Annotated in this window: 14 protein-coding genes and 2 pseudogenes; 9 read left to right on the top strand and 7 right to left on the bottom strand. The window is 67.6% G+C overall.

Going from position 1 to position 15,340, the window contains the following annotated elements; genetic code table 11:
• Window positions 1-74: 74 nt before the first annotated feature.
• Complete coding sequence (locus ACZ38L_RS34135; protein WP_465700893.1) at window positions 75-1,457, bottom strand: MFS transporter; 1,383 nt, start codon at window positions 1,455-1,457, stop codon at window positions 75-77.
• An 86-nt stretch (window positions 1,458-1,543) separates the two neighbouring features.
• Here ACZ38L_RS34135 and ACZ38L_RS34130 point away from each other — a divergent pair, with 86 nt between their 5' ends.
• Window positions 1,544-2,458: a LysR family transcriptional regulator gene (locus ACZ38L_RS34130; RefSeq protein WP_465700890.1), complete on the top strand. Its 915-nt coding sequence runs from the start codon at window positions 1,544-1,546 to the stop codon at window positions 2,456-2,458.
• Between the two features lie 218 nt (window positions 2,459-2,676).
• On the opposite strand, the gene ACZ38L_RS34125 is transcribed toward ACZ38L_RS34130, so the two are convergent.
• Window positions 2,677-3,372: an SDR family oxidoreductase gene (locus ACZ38L_RS34125; RefSeq protein ID WP_465700888.1), complete on the bottom strand. Its 696-nt coding sequence runs from the start codon at window positions 3,370-3,372 to the stop codon at window positions 2,677-2,679.
• Between the two features lie 210 nt (window positions 3,373-3,582).
• Between ACZ38L_RS34125 and ACZ38L_RS34120 the strand changes: the two are divergent.
• Window positions 3,583-4,789: pseudogene (locus tag ACZ38L_RS34120) on the top strand (IS110 family RNA-guided transposase).
• Window positions 4,790-4,907: 118 nt separating this feature from the next.
• Here the strand turns inward: ACZ38L_RS34120 and ACZ38L_RS34115 are convergent.
• The 3 genes from ACZ38L_RS34115 to ACZ38L_RS34105 are packed head-to-tail and all read right to left on the bottom strand — an operon-like array spanning window position 4,908 to window position 7,679.
• Entirely contained in the window at window positions 4,908-5,690 is a 783-nt protein-coding gene (locus ACZ38L_RS34115) for an antibiotic biosynthesis monooxygenase (RefSeq protein WP_465700886.1), read from the bottom strand.
• 28 nt (window positions 5,691-5,718) lie between these two features.
• A complete protein-coding gene (locus ACZ38L_RS34110; RefSeq protein ID WP_465700883.1) occupies window positions 5,719-6,849 on the bottom strand; it encodes a ferritin-like domain-containing protein in 1,131 nt (376 codons plus the stop codon).
• 26 nt (window positions 6,850-6,875) lie between these two features.
• Window positions 6,876-7,679, bottom strand: a complete 804-nt coding sequence (locus ACZ38L_RS34105; RefSeq protein ID WP_465700881.1) for a DJ-1/PfpI family protein — start codon at window positions 7,677-7,679, stop codon at window positions 6,876-6,878.
• 306 nt (window positions 7,680-7,985) lie between these two features.
• Between ACZ38L_RS34105 and ACZ38L_RS34100 the strand changes: the two genes are divergently transcribed.
• The 4 genes from ACZ38L_RS34100 (at window position 7,986) to ACZ38L_RS34085 (ending at window position 10,803) form a co-directional block, all read left to right on the top strand.
• A complete protein-coding gene (locus ACZ38L_RS34100) occupies window positions 7,986-8,714 on the top strand; it encodes a cupin domain-containing protein (protein ID WP_465700879.1) in 729 nt (242 codons plus the stop codon).
• 28 nt (window positions 8,715-8,742) lie between these two features.
• Complete coding sequence (locus ACZ38L_RS34095) at window positions 8,743-9,288, top strand: DJ-1/PfpI family protein (RefSeq protein WP_465700875.1); 546 nt, start codon at window positions 8,743-8,745, stop codon at window positions 9,286-9,288.
• A gap of 85 nt (window positions 9,289-9,373) precedes the next feature.
• Window positions 9,374-10,105 carry an HAD family hydrolase gene (locus ACZ38L_RS34090; protein ID WP_465700872.1) on the top strand — a complete coding sequence of 244 codons (732 nt, stop codon included), beginning with the start codon at window positions 9,374-9,376 and terminating at the stop codon, window positions 10,103-10,105.
• A 32-nt stretch (window positions 10,106-10,137) separates the two neighbouring features.
• Window positions 10,138-10,803 carry a type 1 glutamine amidotransferase domain-containing protein gene (locus tag ACZ38L_RS34085; protein WP_465700867.1) on the top strand — a complete coding sequence of 222 codons (666 nt, stop codon included), beginning with the start codon at window positions 10,138-10,140 and terminating at the stop codon, window positions 10,801-10,803.
• A gap of 661 nt (window positions 10,804-11,464) precedes the next feature.
• Here the strand turns inward: ACZ38L_RS34085 and ACZ38L_RS34080 are convergent.
• A pseudogene (locus tag ACZ38L_RS34080) lies at window positions 11,465-11,769 on the bottom strand (ISAzo13-like element transposase-related protein); the annotation flags it as partial.
• A gap of 473 nt (window positions 11,770-12,242) precedes the next feature.
• Between ACZ38L_RS34080 and ACZ38L_RS34075 the strand changes: the two are divergent.
• A complete protein-coding gene (locus ACZ38L_RS34075) occupies window positions 12,243-13,139 on the top strand; it encodes a LysR family transcriptional regulator (RefSeq protein WP_465700920.1) in 897 nt (298 codons plus the stop codon).
• A gap of 242 nt (window positions 13,140-13,381) precedes the next feature.
• Here the strand turns inward: ACZ38L_RS34075 and ACZ38L_RS34070 are convergent, their stop codons facing one another.
• Window positions 13,382-13,540, bottom strand: coding sequence for a hypothetical protein (locus tag ACZ38L_RS34070; RefSeq protein ID WP_465700865.1), 159 nt, complete (start codon window positions 13,538-13,540; stop codon window positions 13,382-13,384).
• A gap of 708 nt (window positions 13,541-14,248) precedes the next feature.
• On the opposite strand from ACZ38L_RS34070, the gene ACZ38L_RS34065 reads away from it, so the two are divergent.
• Together ACZ38L_RS34065 and ACZ38L_RS34060 are read left to right on the top strand one after the other, a co-directional pair.
• Window positions 14,249-14,851, top strand: a complete 603-nt coding sequence (locus ACZ38L_RS34065) for a replication/maintenance protein RepL (protein WP_465700863.1) — start codon at window positions 14,249-14,251, stop codon at window positions 14,849-14,851.
• Window positions 14,845-15,225 (top strand): MarR family transcriptional regulator, encoded by a 381-nt coding sequence (locus tag ACZ38L_RS34060; protein ID WP_465700861.1) that lies wholly within the window; start codon window positions 14,845-14,847, stop codon window positions 15,223-15,225. The genes ACZ38L_RS34065 and ACZ38L_RS34060 overlap by 7 nt, the downstream gene beginning before the upstream one ends.
• Window positions 15,226-15,340: the final 115 nt, after the last annotated feature.

The following is a 15,340-nucleotide window of genomic DNA, read 5'->3' as shown; positions in this document are numbered from 1 at the left end:
AACCCCCCCCCCCCCCCCTCCCCCCCCCCCCCCCTCTCCCCCCCCACCCCCCCCCCCCCCCCCTCCCGGAGCCGTCACGCCGTGGCGGCGGCTGCGACCTGGCGCGGCCGGGCGAGGACGACGAAGCCCAGCGCGAGGACTGCGCCTGCGGCGAGGACGATCCCTGACACGTGCAGCGTGGCGATCGTCCCGAGCACGGCCACGCCCAGCGCCGAGCCGGCCTGACGGCAGGCGTTGAGCGCGCCCTGCCCCGTCGCGGCGTACTGCGCGGGGGCGGCGCCGGCCATGTCGGCGGTGGCTGCCGGAATGGCCAGGGTACTGCCGAAGCCAAGCACCACCTGAGCGGCGATAATCAGGGCCAGCGGCGTCTTCGGACCGGAGAACACCAGCAGGATCCCGGACAGCGCGTCGACGGTGAGGCCGAGCAGCAACACCGGACGGGCGCCGATCCGGGCGACGATCCGCCCGGTGATGAACGGCATGAAGCACATCGGCAGCGTCATCGGTAGGAAGGCCAGGCCCGTCCGCAGCGGTGACAGGCCGCGCGTGTGCACCATCCACTGGGTGAGGGCGAAGAGGACGCCGTAGAAAACGAAGGACGCCATGCCGCCGGCCACCAGGTCGGCCTTGACCCGCATCTTTCCGACCAGCACGGGGGGCAAGATCGGTGCCTCTGCCCGACGCTCAGCGATCGCCAGCAGAACGAAAGCGATCAGCGCCCCGCCCAGGGCCAGCAGTGGGGGGGGGGGGCCCCCCCCCCCCGCGCCCCCCTCGACCAGTCCGAAAGTGAGCGCACTGAGGCCGACGATGGAGAGCAGCAGGCCGGCCCGATCCACCTTCTTAGGCTGCCCCTGCGGGCGGTGCCCGCTCAGTCCCCGCGCCATCAGCAGCGTGAGGAAGGCGATCGGCGGGTTGACCAGGAAAACCAGGCGCCAGCCGCCGAGTTCGACCAGGGCACCGCCCAGCACCGGACCCAAGATCAGGCCGATGCTGCTGATGGCGGCCCAGGCACCGATGGCCCGGGACCGCCGGGACGGGTCCGGGTACAGCGCGGCCAACAGGCCCAGCGACGCGGGTACGAGGCCAGCCGCGGCGACACCGAGCAGGGCCCGTCCGGCGATCAGCGTGCCGATATTCGGGACGACGGCGCAGAGCAGGGAGATCAGGCCGAAGGCGGCGAGTGCGGAGCGGTAGATCCGGCGCGGCCCCCAGCGGTCCGCAGCGGAACCCGCTGCCAGCAGCAGTCCAGCGAAAACGACGGTGTAAGCGTCGACCGCCCAGGGGAGGGCCGCGGTCGGGGCGTGCAGATCGTGCTGGGCGTCCGGCAGGGCGACATTGAGGATCGAGGTATCAAGAAGCACCAGAAAATTGCCGACCACAATGCCTGGGAAGCGGCTGTCGAAGCGTCGGCGCGTCGACTCGCCCACCGCTGGTGTCGTGTCACTGGTCAGAGTCATGACGCCAGGTTCCCGAAGGCGACAGGGTGCCACCAGAGCGCCCTTTCGATGGCACCATCGGACTCTTCGATGGCACGATGGGGGATATGGATCCTCGATACCTTCGCGCCTTCGTGACCGTTGCCGAGCTGGGTGGGATCTCTGCGGCTGCGGACCGGCTCGGCTATGCCCAGTCCACCCTGAGCGTCCAACTACGGCGCCTCGAAAGCGAGCTGGGCGTCACCGTGTTCAGTCGCAGCAACGCGGGGGCGGAGCTCACGGAGGCGGGGTACCGGCTGCTGCCGTACGCACGGCAGGCACTGGACCTCGACGAGGAGATGCGCCGGGTGGTGCGCCGCAGCAGGCCGCGGCTGCGGATCGGCGCGCTGGAGACGCTGGCCAGCGACTGGCTGCCGGATGTCCTCGCCGCCCTGGACCAGGGCGCGGCCGGCCCTGGTACGGCGGCCGACGTGAGCCTGGTGGTCGCCAGCCGAAAGCAGCTTGAGAAGGAACTGTCCGCAGAACGGCTGGATCTTGCTTTCCTGTTCGACAACGGCGTCGCCACGATCGGTCCGCACGCGGTCGTGGGTCATGACCGCACGGTCCTGGTCGCCGGTCCCGGGCACCCGCTCGCCAAGGCCGCCTCAATCTCTCAGGAGACCCTACTGGAGGCCGAGTTCCTGATCGCGGAACCCGGCTGCACCTCGCAGATGTTGGTCGACCGCTTCGGTCGCGACCTCACCGGCCGGACACGGATCGCCATGGTCACCGGATCGCTGGCGGCGCTGCGCCGACTGGCCGGCCACGGCCGGGGGGTCGCGCTGCTGCCGCATCTGTCCGTGGTCCGCGATCTCCAGGACGGCGACCTGGTCGAACTGGACGTCCGCGACGGGCTGGCGCCGGTGAGCATCGAGGCGCGCTGGCGCACCGGTCTCGGTCCTGCCGAGGGGCCGCTCCAGGCGGTGCTGAAACTGGCGCGTCGCCACCGCCCGTTGTCCGACCCGCTGGCCGAAACCGCCTGAGCAGGCACTCCGGCGTGGCCCGCCATCCCATCGAACTCACCAAGGCCGGTGTGCTGCACCAGGCACGGGCCAGGCTGATCCTCGACTCCATCGAGGCTCAGGGAAGTCCGGCAGGCTGGTTAGCGCCGCACGCGTCCAGGCACGCGCAGGGGGCCGTGACCTCGTCGAGCAGGTCACGGCCCCCTCAGCGTCAACGCCGGGTCTTCGGTTCTCGCAGGTCAGTTGGTCTGCCCGACGGGTCGCAACTGGATGTGGTTGATGTCCATGCCCTCGGGCTGGTTGAGCGCGAAGACGATGGTGTCGGCGACGTTCTCGGCGGACAGCGCGGGCCCTGGGGGAGTACCGCCGCGGTGGTCCCAGAACGGGGTGTCGACCTTGCCGGGCACGACCACGGTCACACCGATACCGTCGTCGGTAACGGCCATGCGCGTGTTCTCCGCCAGGGCGTGCGCGGCCCACTTGGTGACGGAGTAGAAGTTGCCCGGCGTGTGCTTCACCCCGGCCACAGAGCCGAGGATCACGATCCGTCCGCGCGTGTCCTTGAGGTACGGCAGGCTGGCGCGCACCACCAGGGCGGGGCCGAGCACATTAGTCAGCACCATGGCCCGCATCGCCTCGGGAGTATGGTCGGCCAGTGTGCCGGGCAGGGAGAAGCCCGCGTTGATGACGACGTTGTCGAGGCGTCCCCAGGCCTGGGCGGTCGACTTGACTGCGGCCTGGACGTCGGTTGGGTTGGAGGTGTCTCCGGGCAGGGTCATCAGATCGGGTCCGGCGCCTTGCTCCGCTGCGAACGCGACCAGTTTGTCCGGGTCCCGACCGGTGATGGCCACCATGTGGCCCTGCTTCAGCAATCTGCATGCGGTGGCGGCGCCGATGCCTGTACTGCCGCCGGTGATCAGGGTGACTGTGGTCATGGTGCGCTCCCTAAGAATGTGAGGCGGTCCGGGAGGACCGGGTGTGGCTGATGGTGTGTTGCCGTTTATGGCTCGAGGAGAATGGCCGCCCGGTTCTTCGGGACGCTCCGACCACTGATTGAGAACTGCGGTCATCGCTGGTTAGGGACCTGTCGGCGGAGTGTTCTACGGACCATGAAGTGCTGGTTACGGTGGAACGGAGCGACGGGCTTGAGCGTGTTTCACGAGCGGATATGGGTCGGCATCGACGCCGGCAAGGGGCACCACTGGGCGGTTGCGGTCGACACCGACAGCGAGATCCTGTTCTCGACGAAGGTGATCAACGACGAGTCGCAGATCCGCCAGCTCATCGAGACCGCCCGGGAGAAGGCCGACCAGATCCGGTGGGCAGTGGACATCTCCGGCCGCGCCTCGACCCTGCTCCTGGCCCTGCTGATCGCCGACGGCCAGCACGTCGTCTACGTGCCCGGCCGTACTGTCAACCGCATGTCCGGCGCCTACCAGGGCGAGGGCAAGACCGACGCCAAGGACGCGCGCGTCATCGCCGACCAGGCCCGCATGCGCCCCAAGGGCTTCACCCGGCTGAACACCCCGACCGAACTGGGTCAGCACGCTCCAACTGCTGACCAACTACCGGGCAGACCTGATTGCCGACCGGGTGCGGCTGATCCACCGGCTGCGCGACCTGCTGGTCGGCGTCCACCCGGCCTTGGAGCGGGCCTTCGACTACTCTGCGGCCAAGGGCCCGGTCGTGGTGCTGACCGAGTACCAGACCCCGGCCGCCCTGCGGCGGATCGGTGTCAATCGGCTCACCACCTGGCTGGAGCGACGCAAGGTCTGCGGCGCTGACGCCGTCGCCGCGAAGGCGGTGGAGGCCGCCCAGTCGCAGACGGCCGAACTGCCCGGCGAGAAGCGGGCCGCGAAGCTGGTCTGCGACCTCGCCCACCAACTCCTGGCCCTGGACGAGCGGATCAAGGACAACGACCGCGAGATCCGCGAGACCTTCCGCACCGACGAGCGCGCCGAAATCATCGAGTCGATGCCCGGCATGGGCCCCATTCTCTGCGCCGAGTTCGTCGCCACCGTCGGCGACCTGTCCGGCTACCTGGACGCGGGCCGTCTGGCCTCCCACGCCGGCCTGGCCCCGGTCGCCAGGGACTCCGGCCGCCGGACCGGCAACTACCACCGGCCCAAGCGGTACAACCGGCGCCTGCGCTGGCTGTTCTACATGTCGGCCCAGACCGCGATGATGCGGCCCGGCCCCTCGCGGGACTACTACCTCAAGAAGCGAGGCGAAGGGCTGTTGCACACCCAGGCCCTGCTCTCCCTCGCCCGCCGACGGGGCGACGTGCTCTGGGCGATGCTACGTGACAAGAGGCTCTTCACCCCCGCTCCGCCGGTCACGCAGACGGCTTGACACGATCATTGAGATTCTCCTCGTGAAGGACGGAGGCGCCTCGTCCTGGGCCTCGGCCGAGACCAGCTCCCGGGCTAGGGCCGTCCGCTGCGCTCGGACGGTTCCGATCGGACCGGCCCTAGCGCCCCGCCAACCCCGGGTAGCGGCCGGTGCTGACCCACTCCGCGATGGCCGGCTTGTCGGCGATGTCCACGTACTCGATGCGGACCCCCATGAGATCCGGGGCGGTGATCAGGGCGAACGGCGTCTCCCCCGCAGCGGGCCGAAAGTAGGCGTCGACGCCCACGCCGGCCTCCGCCAACTGCTCGACCCGCGCGGCCATGTCGGTCTCCCATAGCCCGTAGTACAGGATCTTGCCGGCGTGCTCGACCGAGGTGATGCCGTCGCCGTCGGCCTGGATCAGTTCGTACTGTGGCTCGGCCGTGCGGGAGAACACGGCCGTCATCTTCCCCGGACCACCCTTCCCGCCCTGCTCCAGGTAGGGGATCTCGAAGGTGGCAGGCTCTGTGAACTCGATGTCGAACCAGGCGGAGTACTGCTCGACGGCCCTGGCGAGGTCGGGAACGACCACGCCCAGGTGGAAGCAGGACTCCGGCAGCAGCGGCTTGTCCCCGACAGGTCGGAACAACTCCAGGATCGGCGGCTCGGTCAGGCACTCCAGCAGCTCGGGGATGAACGCGGCCAGGTAGGGGGTGTGCTTGTGCGCCTCCAGGGCAGCCTCGTCCGCGTACTCCTCGATGACCAAGCGCTCGCCGGGGCGGTCCTCGGAGATGACGTAGTCGAAGCGCAGGCATCCCGGTTCGTTGGCGCGGATGTTGCGCTTCAAGGTGGCCATCAGCTCGTCAAGGCGGCTCTCGGCGCCGGGCTTGAGGATCTGCCGGGCGGTTGCGGTGATCGTCACGGTCGTTTTCCTTCCGGTGGTTGGTCACTCAGAGGGTGTTGCGGAAGCGCGGCCCGTAGAACACCGGCTCGGACAAGTCGGTGTAGCGCTCCAGGGCGCGGAACTCCTCGGGGTACAGCTCGGCCAGCTGGTCGACCGCGGCCTGGGGGATCCGGTTGCGCATGATGTTGAAGCAGGACCGCACACGCATCTGGTCCATCTGTGTGACGGCGGCGCCCAGTGACGGCCACCAGGTCTCCACCGGCCCGTTCCAGGAGGTGTCCAGCGCCACCAGCATCTGGGTGTAGGCATCGTCGAAGCCGTCGAGTTCCTTGCGAACCTCCGACTCGCTCGGGTCCAGCGCGAGCAAGGCCTCGTAGCCGTCGGCCGGCACGGCGAGCGTGTTGATGACCACCGGCCAGGCGATGTCTTCACCGGTGAAGAAGTCCTGTGCGGTCTCCGGGGACATGGCGATGTCGTCCCGGGGGAGGTAACGGCGGCCGTAGCGCAGCTCGGCGAAGCGGGCGTAGTGGGAGCCCTCCTTCTGGAAGTCCTCCGAGACGGTTTCCACGGTGCCCTCGCTCTGGCCCTCACCCTGCTCGGTGATGACGTCCAGGGCCTGGAGGAAGGTGCCCACCGGGTCCGGATCGTCCTTCTCGAAGGTGGGGTAGCCGAGGTTGCCGCCGACCTGGTTGGCGGGCCCGCCACGGCGGACCGCCCGTTCCACGGCGTCGGCGTTGCGCGTGATGGCCGCCCGGATGGCGTTGTAGAAGGCGCCGATGGTCGGGTAGGCGGAGCTGCGCTGGCGCATGTTGAGCATGAACTCCGGAGCCTCCAGGCGCATGAAGGCCTCCAGGCTGGTGTTCGAGAGTTTGGCCAGTCGCGGCCGCAGGTCGGGGGCCGTCCCCCCGGGAAGCCCACCGGTTCCCGGGTAGGACGGGTTCAGCCCCTTGATGGCGGGACTTCCGCCGAGGGCTGCGACCATGTTCGCGGCGATGGCCATGTGCACCATCTCCTCCATCAGCACGCTGCGGATGGTGTTGTACGACGGGTAGTTCTGGACCTCCAGCGAGTACATGGCCGCGCAGTACAGCGGCATGGTGGAGTGCTCCAGTGCGATCGCCGTCTGCAGGGCTCCGCGGATCCAGCTGAGGTCCCGCAGTTCAACGGGTGTGGGCATGTGACGGCTCCAGGTCTCGTTGCTGCTCAGGCTTCGGCGTTCTCGTCGATCGGTGGGTAGAGCATCGGCTGGAAGAAGTCCTGGAAGGACTCCTCGAGCGAGGGGTGTTGGTAGAACTCCGGCCCGGTCTCCTCGAAGATCACGTCCCCGATGCCGCCGATGGTGTCGAACATCATCGAGACGATGGTTCCGATCTCGCGGCCGAAGTAGTGCGAAACCAGGGCGACAGCACCGCCGTTAACGCCGTAGGAGCCGGTGAAGGTCCAGATGCGGGAGGCAGTGTTGGCGATCCACATGCGGCGGGCCTGTGGGACGTTGAAACCCTCGCTGCGCAGCCCCCGGGCCACGGCGGCAACACAGGTCAGCGGCTCGTCGTTGACGATGCCGGAGCGGGCGATGACCCCGACGCCGGAGCAGTTGGCAGCAATGATCTTCCCCGCCTCGTGGTGCCGGCGGATGAGCTTGTGCACCCGGTCGTTGGTCAGCAGGGCGCCGGACCCGACGCCGCCCGGGATGTAGAGGATGTCGAACAGATCGTTGTCGTTGAGGACGGAGTCCGGGACGACGTTCGTCCCCATCTGCATCTTGACGATGCCGGCCTCCAATGAGACTAGGCGGACGTCCAGTTCGCGATTGGCCGACTCCCGCTGCCAGGGGTCGATCTGCCCACTGGTGACCATCGCCGCGCCCTTGAAGATCTCCAGGGGAGTGATGGTGTCCTGCTCGGAGCAGGCTTCGTAGCCCAGCACGCCGATCGAGTTGATCTGCGTGGGTGCACTGGCCGGCCTCTCCGGCTGACGACGGCTGCGGGTGGACATAGGTGTGGTCACGCGTGCTCTCCCCTTCGAGTCGGTGGCGGAAACCCGGCGAGCGCTGTTCCGAAGGAAAGCCGGAGCCTCCGAGAGGGAACCCTGCCGCACGCACTGAACGGCTTCAAATAAGCGTTTGAGTGTGCGGGCATTACCTCTGCCGGGCCCCCGGTATCGGTTATCGGGGCTTGCAAGGGTCGCTATTTGGCCGGCGGTCGTCGGGCCGTCTAACGTCCAGTACCGGACCGGGGGGTTCACAGACCAACTGACAGGCAGGGGGATGAGTGTATGTCAGAGATGATGCGTGAGGGTCGGGCGGTTGGCCTGATGACGCGGATCGACCCTGGGCCGCGTGACTTTTCCGCGCTCAACGAGGCGGTCCGGAAAGGATCCCGCATCGCGAACGAGCACCTGGACACGGACGATCACCTAAACGAGGTAATTCCCAAGCCGTGGGGCTTCGAATACCGCATTTTCGTGGACGATTTCATCGACGTCTGGAATTTGCGGATCAACCCGGGTGAGTCTACGTCGATGCACGTCCACCCGCGCAAGCTGACCTATCTGCTCTGCCTGGCGGGACAAGGGTTAACTGACACCCTGACTGGCCAGATCCCGGTCTCTCCGGGCGCCATCCTGCGGATCGGCGGGGGCGCGTTCCACTCCTCCAGGAGTGTCGGAGCCAGCCCGCTGTGGTTGGTCGAGGTCGAGGCACCGCGGAACAAGTTCGACCTGATCCGGCTGCGCGACAACTACGACCGTCAGGGCACCGCCTACGAGCAGGAGTTCACCGAGGCGCCGGAACTGCCGGCCAAGCCGGTGTCGTACCTGCCTCAGGCCAGGCTCCGCGACCGCAGCCCCGGCTCTGAGTTCGAGTTTTCGATCCGGGCCGGCATGGACATCTTCTACCGCCGCCAGCAGCAGGACCTGTTCCACATTCCGCTCGGGCTCACCGGCGTCGTCACCGGCGAGGTCGACATCCTTGCCCCGGCGCAGAGCGACAGCCGCCGTCCCACGCTGGACCAGTACTACCTCTCGATCGCCCACTCCTCCTGACCCAACCCCAGAGAGAAGGACGTTGATCATGCCCAGTGCCGTCATCATCACCGGCCCCGGCTTCCAGGACCACGACGTGGTGTACACCTACTACCGGCTCATCGAGGAGGGCTGGAACGTCGACGTGGCGACCAGGAACGGCGCCGACGTCACCGGCAAGTACGGCATTCCGCTGCCAATGGACAAGACCGCCAAGCCCCTGGTCTCCTTCGACCAGCTCGACGCCGACCTCTACGACGCGGTGATCCTCACCGGTGGTCACGAGGCTCCCGACCGGGTCCGCCAGGACGCCCTGGTCCTGGACTTCCTGCGGACCATGGACGCGCGGGAGAAGGTGATCGCGGGCCTGTGCCACGGCCCCTGGATCATGGTGTCGGCCGGTGTACTCAAGGGACGCACGGCGTGCGCCTACATCGGGCTGCGCGACGACGTGATCAACGCCGGCGCGAACGTCGTGGACTCCGACGTGATCGTGGACGGCCACATCATCACCTGCTCCTACTACGCCTACGTGGGCAAGTTCATGCGGCTGGTCTTCGAGACCGTCGCCAAGAACCAGGTGGCGGCGGCCTGAGCAACGGGCCCCCACCACCTCGCGCGGGGGCGGGCACCCCAACCCCGATCCGGCGCCCGCCCCCGTGCACCTCCTAGGAGACACCGTGCTGATACTCGACTTCGACGGCGTCATCGCGGACGCCTTCATGGAGTGTGCCGTAGTCACCTACTACGCCGACCACGACCCCGCCTCCGTCGCGAGCAAGCCGATCGCCGAGCTGGCGGCCGGGCTGCCGACCGGCTTCATATCCCGATTCCGCATAGTGCGCAGCTACGCCCGCGTCATCGGCGACTTCATGGCGGCCCGCGAACCGGCGGCAAACACGATCCGCGGCGTCGCGGACTACGAGTTGCTGCTTTCCCGTACGCCGCCGGTGAAGCTGGCCGGCCTGGTGGCCGGCGCCACCGCCGTCCGGGCCGCCCTGCGGGAGCAGCAGCGGGACGAATGGCTGGGCATGCACACCCTGTACCCCGGCATCGCCTCCTTGCTTCGCCGCCACCAGGGGCGTGGCACTTCGATCGTGACGGCCAAGGACGCCGAGAGCGTGTGGGAGATCCTCGCCCACTATGAGTTGGAGACCACTGTCGTGCAGGTCATCGGCGAGTGCTCCGACAAGCGCACGGCGGTACGGGACATTGCCGCCACCGACGGCCTTCCCGTTGCCGCCGTGACCTTCATCGACGACCACATCACGAACACCCTCGCGGTCCGCGACACCGGTGCCACTAGCCTGTGGGCCTGGTGGGGCTACCACACCTCGGACCACGTCGAGCAGGCGATCGCCCGTCGGCAGCGGCGCATCTACCTGCCCGAACTCGCCACGCTCATCGCCTAATTCCCGCCATATCCTGCAGAAAGGGATTTCCCGTGCCGAAGGTACTGTTCGCCCTCACCTCGCACGGCCGGCTCGGCGACACCGGTCGCGCCACCGGCTTCTATGTGCCCGAGGTCGCCCATCCCGCTCAGGTCTTCCGGGCTGCGGGCTGGGACATCTCCTTCGTGTCCGTCGCAGGGGGAAGGCCGCCGCGTGACGGCGTCAAGCCCGGCGACGCCGTCACGCAGGCGTTCCTGGCCGCCAACGAAGAGGCTCTCACCGCCACCCCGACCGCTGACGCGCTCAGCGCTCAGGACTACGACGCCGTCTACTTCGCTGGCGGCCACGGCACGATGTGGGACTTCCCGGACGCGACCGCGCTGCTGCGTCTGGCGGCGGATGTCTACGAGGGCGGCGGTGTCGTCGGTGCGGTCTGCCACGGCCCGGCCGGCCTGGTCAACCTCACGCTGATGGACGGCTCGTACCTGGTGGACGGCAAGCAGGTCTCCGCCTTCACCAACGAGGAGGAGTCGGCCGTCGGCCTGACCGACGTGGTGCCCTTCGCCCTGGAGTCGACCCTGGTCGACCGGGGCGCGAAGTTCACCAAGACCGAGAACTTCGCCGAGCACGCCGTGGCCGACAGCAGGCTCGTCACCGGGCAGAACCCGGCATCCGCAGCCAAGGTGGCCGAGCTGATCATCGAGCAGTTCGGCGCCTGACCGGACCACCGGCAGTCGGGGTCCCGCGTTCCGTCGTGACGGCCGGAATGCCGGGACCCCGGCTGCCGGTGCCCTGAGCACATCCCTTTGCGTTTCACTCGGCCTGCGGCGCTGCTGAGGCTATCGGCGGCGCCGCTTCGGCATTCCCGCAGGAGCGCCGGCGGTGGATCGATCAGGGGCCGACCCTGGGAGCTGCCGAAAAATTATTCCTCGACCTTGCCGGGCTTCGCTCTGTTCGTGGTGTGGCCGGCGGTCGTGGCGAAGTTGGTCGGCCGTGGTGACGGTGATGACGCCGACGGGGGTGGTGACGGTGATGACGCCGACGGGGGTGGTGTGGTCGAGGGCGTCGAGGACGCGAGCGGCCTCGCGCACGGCGTCGCCGGCCAGGGCTTGCGAGGTGCCCCGGAGGGCGGCGAGGGGCTGCTGGGGATCCTCCAGCGCCTCTTGAGGACGGCGAACAGGAGGCGGTCGGAGACGGAGAGGCAGCGGCTGCCCAGTCCCGGGCCGGTCTTCTTGGCAGGGAGCATGATGGGCGGGTGCTCGTCCAGGTGGCACTGGTAGCGTTCTTGGAGGTCCTGCCAGGCGGGTCGCTCCATGCCGGTCAGACTGGGTGGTGCAGCCAGGTCGGGGCCTTGTCTCCGGCGGAGAAATGGCCGAACTCGGCTGGTACCGGCGGTGGTTCGGGAGCGAGCGGCTCGGGTCGAAGGGTGTAATTCCAGGTGCCGTGCCAGGCGTGGGCGTCCAGGGGAGCCGGGCCATGACGTGGTCTGGGACGCTGACGCCGGTGGAGTAGCTGCCAGGGTCGAGTTTGGCGCGGACAGTCAGCCCAGTGCGGGTCGTGGTTGCCCCGATGCAGCCGACGACGCCTTCATGGCTGATCAGCGGCCTGCCGCGCCAGTTCATGCTGATCCAGGAGAGCAGCTGGTGCTCAATCTTGTTCCACTGTGATGCACCCGGCCATCGATGCCGTGGTCGTCAGGTCGCCTGCCGTCGTGAACTCGCAGGCCTTGTCATTGATTTAGCGGAACTGGGCGTCCCGGTTTCCCCGCTGGCGCTCGTTTTCCGCCATTTGCGGAGTCTTGATTGAGTGAATTTTAAATTGCCATGCACATGATTAATGGCTCTGGGGCTGTGAGCTGTGGCTATCTCCCATGCCGATGTGTTGCCGAATCGGACCCTACCTCATGGAGTGGCTCGGCCAGCAGTTCATCCCGCCATCGGGATCCCCGATAAAGTTGATACATAAGCTGGGAAGTGCTTCCATGGGATCCTCGCCCCAGGCGCCCGAACGGCTCTTCTGATCACAATGGGGGCAAGTCCGGCGACAACGGAAGCGGGAAGAAAAGGCCGTCCGCCGGGCGCCATCCAAGGCGAGAAGCGCGTGTCCGTTATCCGGACATCCTAGAATGCATTGTTGGTCCACACGGGGGTTGGCACACATGCAGTTGGGTTGGCTTCAAACGTTTATGGCCGTTTACCACACCGGCTCCTTCACCAAGGCGGCCCGGAAGCTGGGCATCACCCAGCCGGCCGTCACCCAGCAGATCCGAGGACTCGAGACCAAGTTCGGCAAGCCGCTGTTCGACCGCACGCCGCAGGGCGCCCTCCCCACTACCGAGGGCAAAGCATTGGCCTATGAGGTGCAGGCGCCCATCGCCAACCTCAACGCCGCCATCTGTCGGCACTTCGAAACGAGCCCGAGCAACAGGCCGATACGTCTCGGCGGCCCGGCGGAACTGGTGACAGCCCGGCTAATGGCCTCCATCAGCAAGCTCATCGCCACCGGGTTGGACATTCGCATCACCTTCAGGGAGGCCCACGACCTCCTGGAAGATCTGAGCACCGGCCACCTGGACGTCGTCGTCTCTGCCGTGCAGCCGCGCATGCGCGGACTGGACTCAGTAGCACTCCTCGACGAGGAGCTGGCCCTGTTGGCCTCACCCCAGATCGCTGACGGAATTCCCCAGGGGGCCCTGTCGGTCGACGGCCCCAGGGCCCTGGAGAAGTTGCCCTTCATCGCCTACTCCGAGACGCTGCCGATCATCGACCACTACTGGCGCACCGTCTTCGACGCGCCGCCGCCGAACGCCCCCGCCGCGGTCGTCCCCGACCTGCGCGCCGTAGTCGCCGCCGTGTCGTCATCAGCGGGGGTCTCCGTTCTGCCCACCTACCTCTGCGCCGACGAGTTGGCGGCAGGCTTGCTGGTGCCGCTGTGGGAGCCGGAGCTGCCTCCGCTCAACACCTTCTACCTCGCCACGCGCCATGGGGCCCTGGCCGACCCCCGCCTCGCCCGCCTCCACAGTCATCTCGTGACGGAGGCCCGTGACTGGACGTGAACGCGTGGTGGGCACCCGAGCCCGCCGTCGGCTCAGCGGGAGGCGGCCGATACCTCCCAGCGCGCTCACCTGCGGCGGCTCGCGCTCGTCCGCATGCGGAACCTGACGCGGCGTAGGGCGTGTGGCCCCGACCTGGCTGTACCAGGGGCCGGGCCACACACCGTAGTGTTGTCGAGAAGCACCCAGTGGACGGCATCTGGGTGTTCTCCCGCCCATGGTTATGGATGAGGCGTGGGGTGGCTTCACGCTCGAGAGTCGAGCCCGGTGACAAGTGGCTCGGCCAGGGCGAACTCGTCGTGGCGGAACTCCGCGCCGGTGGTCTTGGCGAGCGTCTGTGGAGTGGTCGGCTGTTCGTCCGCTCCTGGGGAGGGGGCAGGTGATCCGGCGAGCTGACTGCCCATGCCGCTGCCGCCACCCGGCTAGGGCACCGTCGTCAAGCTCCAGAGGATAGTAGGCCAGCCTTACCCCGCAGGTCACGGAAGTCCGGCTGCCGCCGGACCCGGGCCTTGACGGCCCTTTCCGTGCCCATGAATACCGGGGCTGGTGCATACGGGGCGTTGATGGACCCGTTGGTCCCCTGCAACTGTTGATACCGGTGGCCCTTCAACACAGGTGCCGGTGCCTGGCGCTGAGGCGGATCCGGAGCAATCGCGATTGAGCGACCCGTAGCTGGCCAACGGTATAGGCGGACACCGCCTCTGGGAAGGGTTGGCAGGAGGAACGTGGTACCAGAATCGATCACTGCTGGGGCCCTCAGGTCGGGCCAAACCCGGTGGTGCGAGGCGGAAAACACCAGGGTGCCCTTTTTATATAAGAGCTGCTGTCTGGCGCATGCCCTCTGACCTGGGAACTTGGAAATTCAAAGGTTGCTCGGCGCCGACACTTGCCCCTGCCGGACGCCACGCTGGGCCGACATTAGAGCAGGTTCCTTCGCAAAGTTGCGAAACATTTGATGGCCGCCCCCGATTCCTTCGCATCATTGCGAAGAAAAAACTTCGCTGGATCTGGACGTCCAACCGCGACACGTCCTTCGCAACAACGTGCAGAATCCTTCGCAGCACTGCGAAGCACGTGTAGGCTGCGGCCACCACTAGCAAAGGATCACGGTCGTGGCCGAGGCACAGCGCAGCCCCAGCAACAGGCGAACCACCCAGCGCGGCCAGCGGCCGGCACTGGAACCCGCGGGGACACAGCACCACCGCGATCTCGCCGCCGAGATCATCCGCGGCTACGCAGGCGACCTGCCCAGCGGCGTGTACGAGGCCCGCACCCGCTTCTACCGCCGCGCCCCGCACGAAGTCCTCGGATCCGACGGCTACGCCCTGCTCAGCCGCTACTTCGCCCGCTACGTCCTACCGCAGGCCCTCATGTCCGGCGAGATGACGAAGCTTCAGTGCGCGGTGCTGTCCAACATCGTCGGTCGGGCCGAGCGCGGTGTCGCCCACGCCATCCAGCGCGAGATCGCCGACGAGATCGGAAGCAACCGCAGCAGCGTCAGCCCCGCCCTCAAGCACCTCGCCGCACGCAACTACATCCGATCCGTCGGCCGAGGGGTATGGCAGCTGAACCCCCTCATCGCGTACAAAGGCAACGGGGACGAGCAGCAGGCCTTCCTGCAAGAGCTCCGCGCCCTCGCCCTGGAGAACGGCTTCCCCGACATTGTGGGACCAGCCACCGTTCGGAACGCTGACAAGGAGCCGACCGCATGCTGATGGTCACCCACTTGTTCGGGATGCTGCGGCGCCTGGAACTCACACCTACCGCCACGAACATCCTGTCGGTCATGATCGACAAGCAGAACCCGGGCGGTGCCGTCCCCCTCACCCAGCAGGACATCGCTGAGGAACTCCAGATCCTGCCGTCCGTCGTCAGCCGAAGCATGACGCTGCTCGTCAAGCGCGGTTTGGTCCTGCGCAAGGGCTACCGCTACCGTCTCCACCCCACAATCGCCGGATACAACACCGAACTGGAGATGCAGGCCGCCATGGCCCGGGCCGCCCGCGAAGGCGTCCCACCCATCCTCATCCCCGAGTATCAGGCCGCACCGCCCAAGGCTGGCCGGTCGCGTCTGCGCGCGGTCGGCTGACCAGCAGCAGCGATTGGGGCCTAGCCTCGGGCTTTCACGGCGACTGCTGTCCGATGGGTGATCAGAAAAGAGAAAAGTGCTCCTGACCTGCAACGATGGGACTTGTCTAGGGTCC

Source organism: Kitasatospora sp. NPDC024654 (assembly GCF_055559155.1).
Note: the sequence above shows the minus strand (reverse complement) of the source record. Positions and strands in the feature narration are given on the sequence as shown.

Coding starts and splice junctions, on each gene's coding strand:
- ACZ38L_RS34070 (WP_465700865.1), bottom strand. CDS start 13,540: ATGGGCAGTCAGCTCGCCGGATCACCTGCCCCCTCCCCAGGAGCGGAC.
- ACZ38L_RS34100 (WP_465700879.1), top strand. CDS start 7,986: ATGACGCGGATCGACCCTGGGCCGCGTGACTTTTCCGCGCTCAACGAG.
- ACZ38L_RS34125 (WP_465700888.1), bottom strand. CDS start 3,372: ATGACCACAGTCACCCTGATCACCGGCGGCAGTACAGGCATCGGCGCC.
- ACZ38L_RS34110 (WP_465700883.1), bottom strand. CDS start 6,849: ATGCCCACACCCGTTGAACTGCGGGACCTCAGCTGGATCCGCGGAGCC.
- ACZ38L_RS34095 (WP_465700875.1), top strand. CDS start 8,743: ATGCCCAGTGCCGTCATCATCACCGGCCCCGGCTTCCAGGACCACGAC.
- ACZ38L_RS34130 (WP_465700890.1), top strand. CDS start 1,544: ATGGATCCTCGATACCTTCGCGCCTTCGTGACCGTTGCCGAGCTGGGT.
- ACZ38L_RS34075 (WP_465700920.1), top strand. CDS start 12,243: ATGCAGTTGGGTTGGCTTCAAACGTTTATGGCCGTTTACCACACCGGC.
- ACZ38L_RS34060 (WP_465700861.1), top strand. CDS start 14,845: ATGCTGATGGTCACCCACTTGTTCGGGATGCTGCGGCGCCTGGAACTC.
- ACZ38L_RS34135 (WP_465700893.1), bottom strand. CDS start 1,457: ATGACTCTGACCAGTGACACGACACCAGCGGTGGGCGAGTCGACGCGC.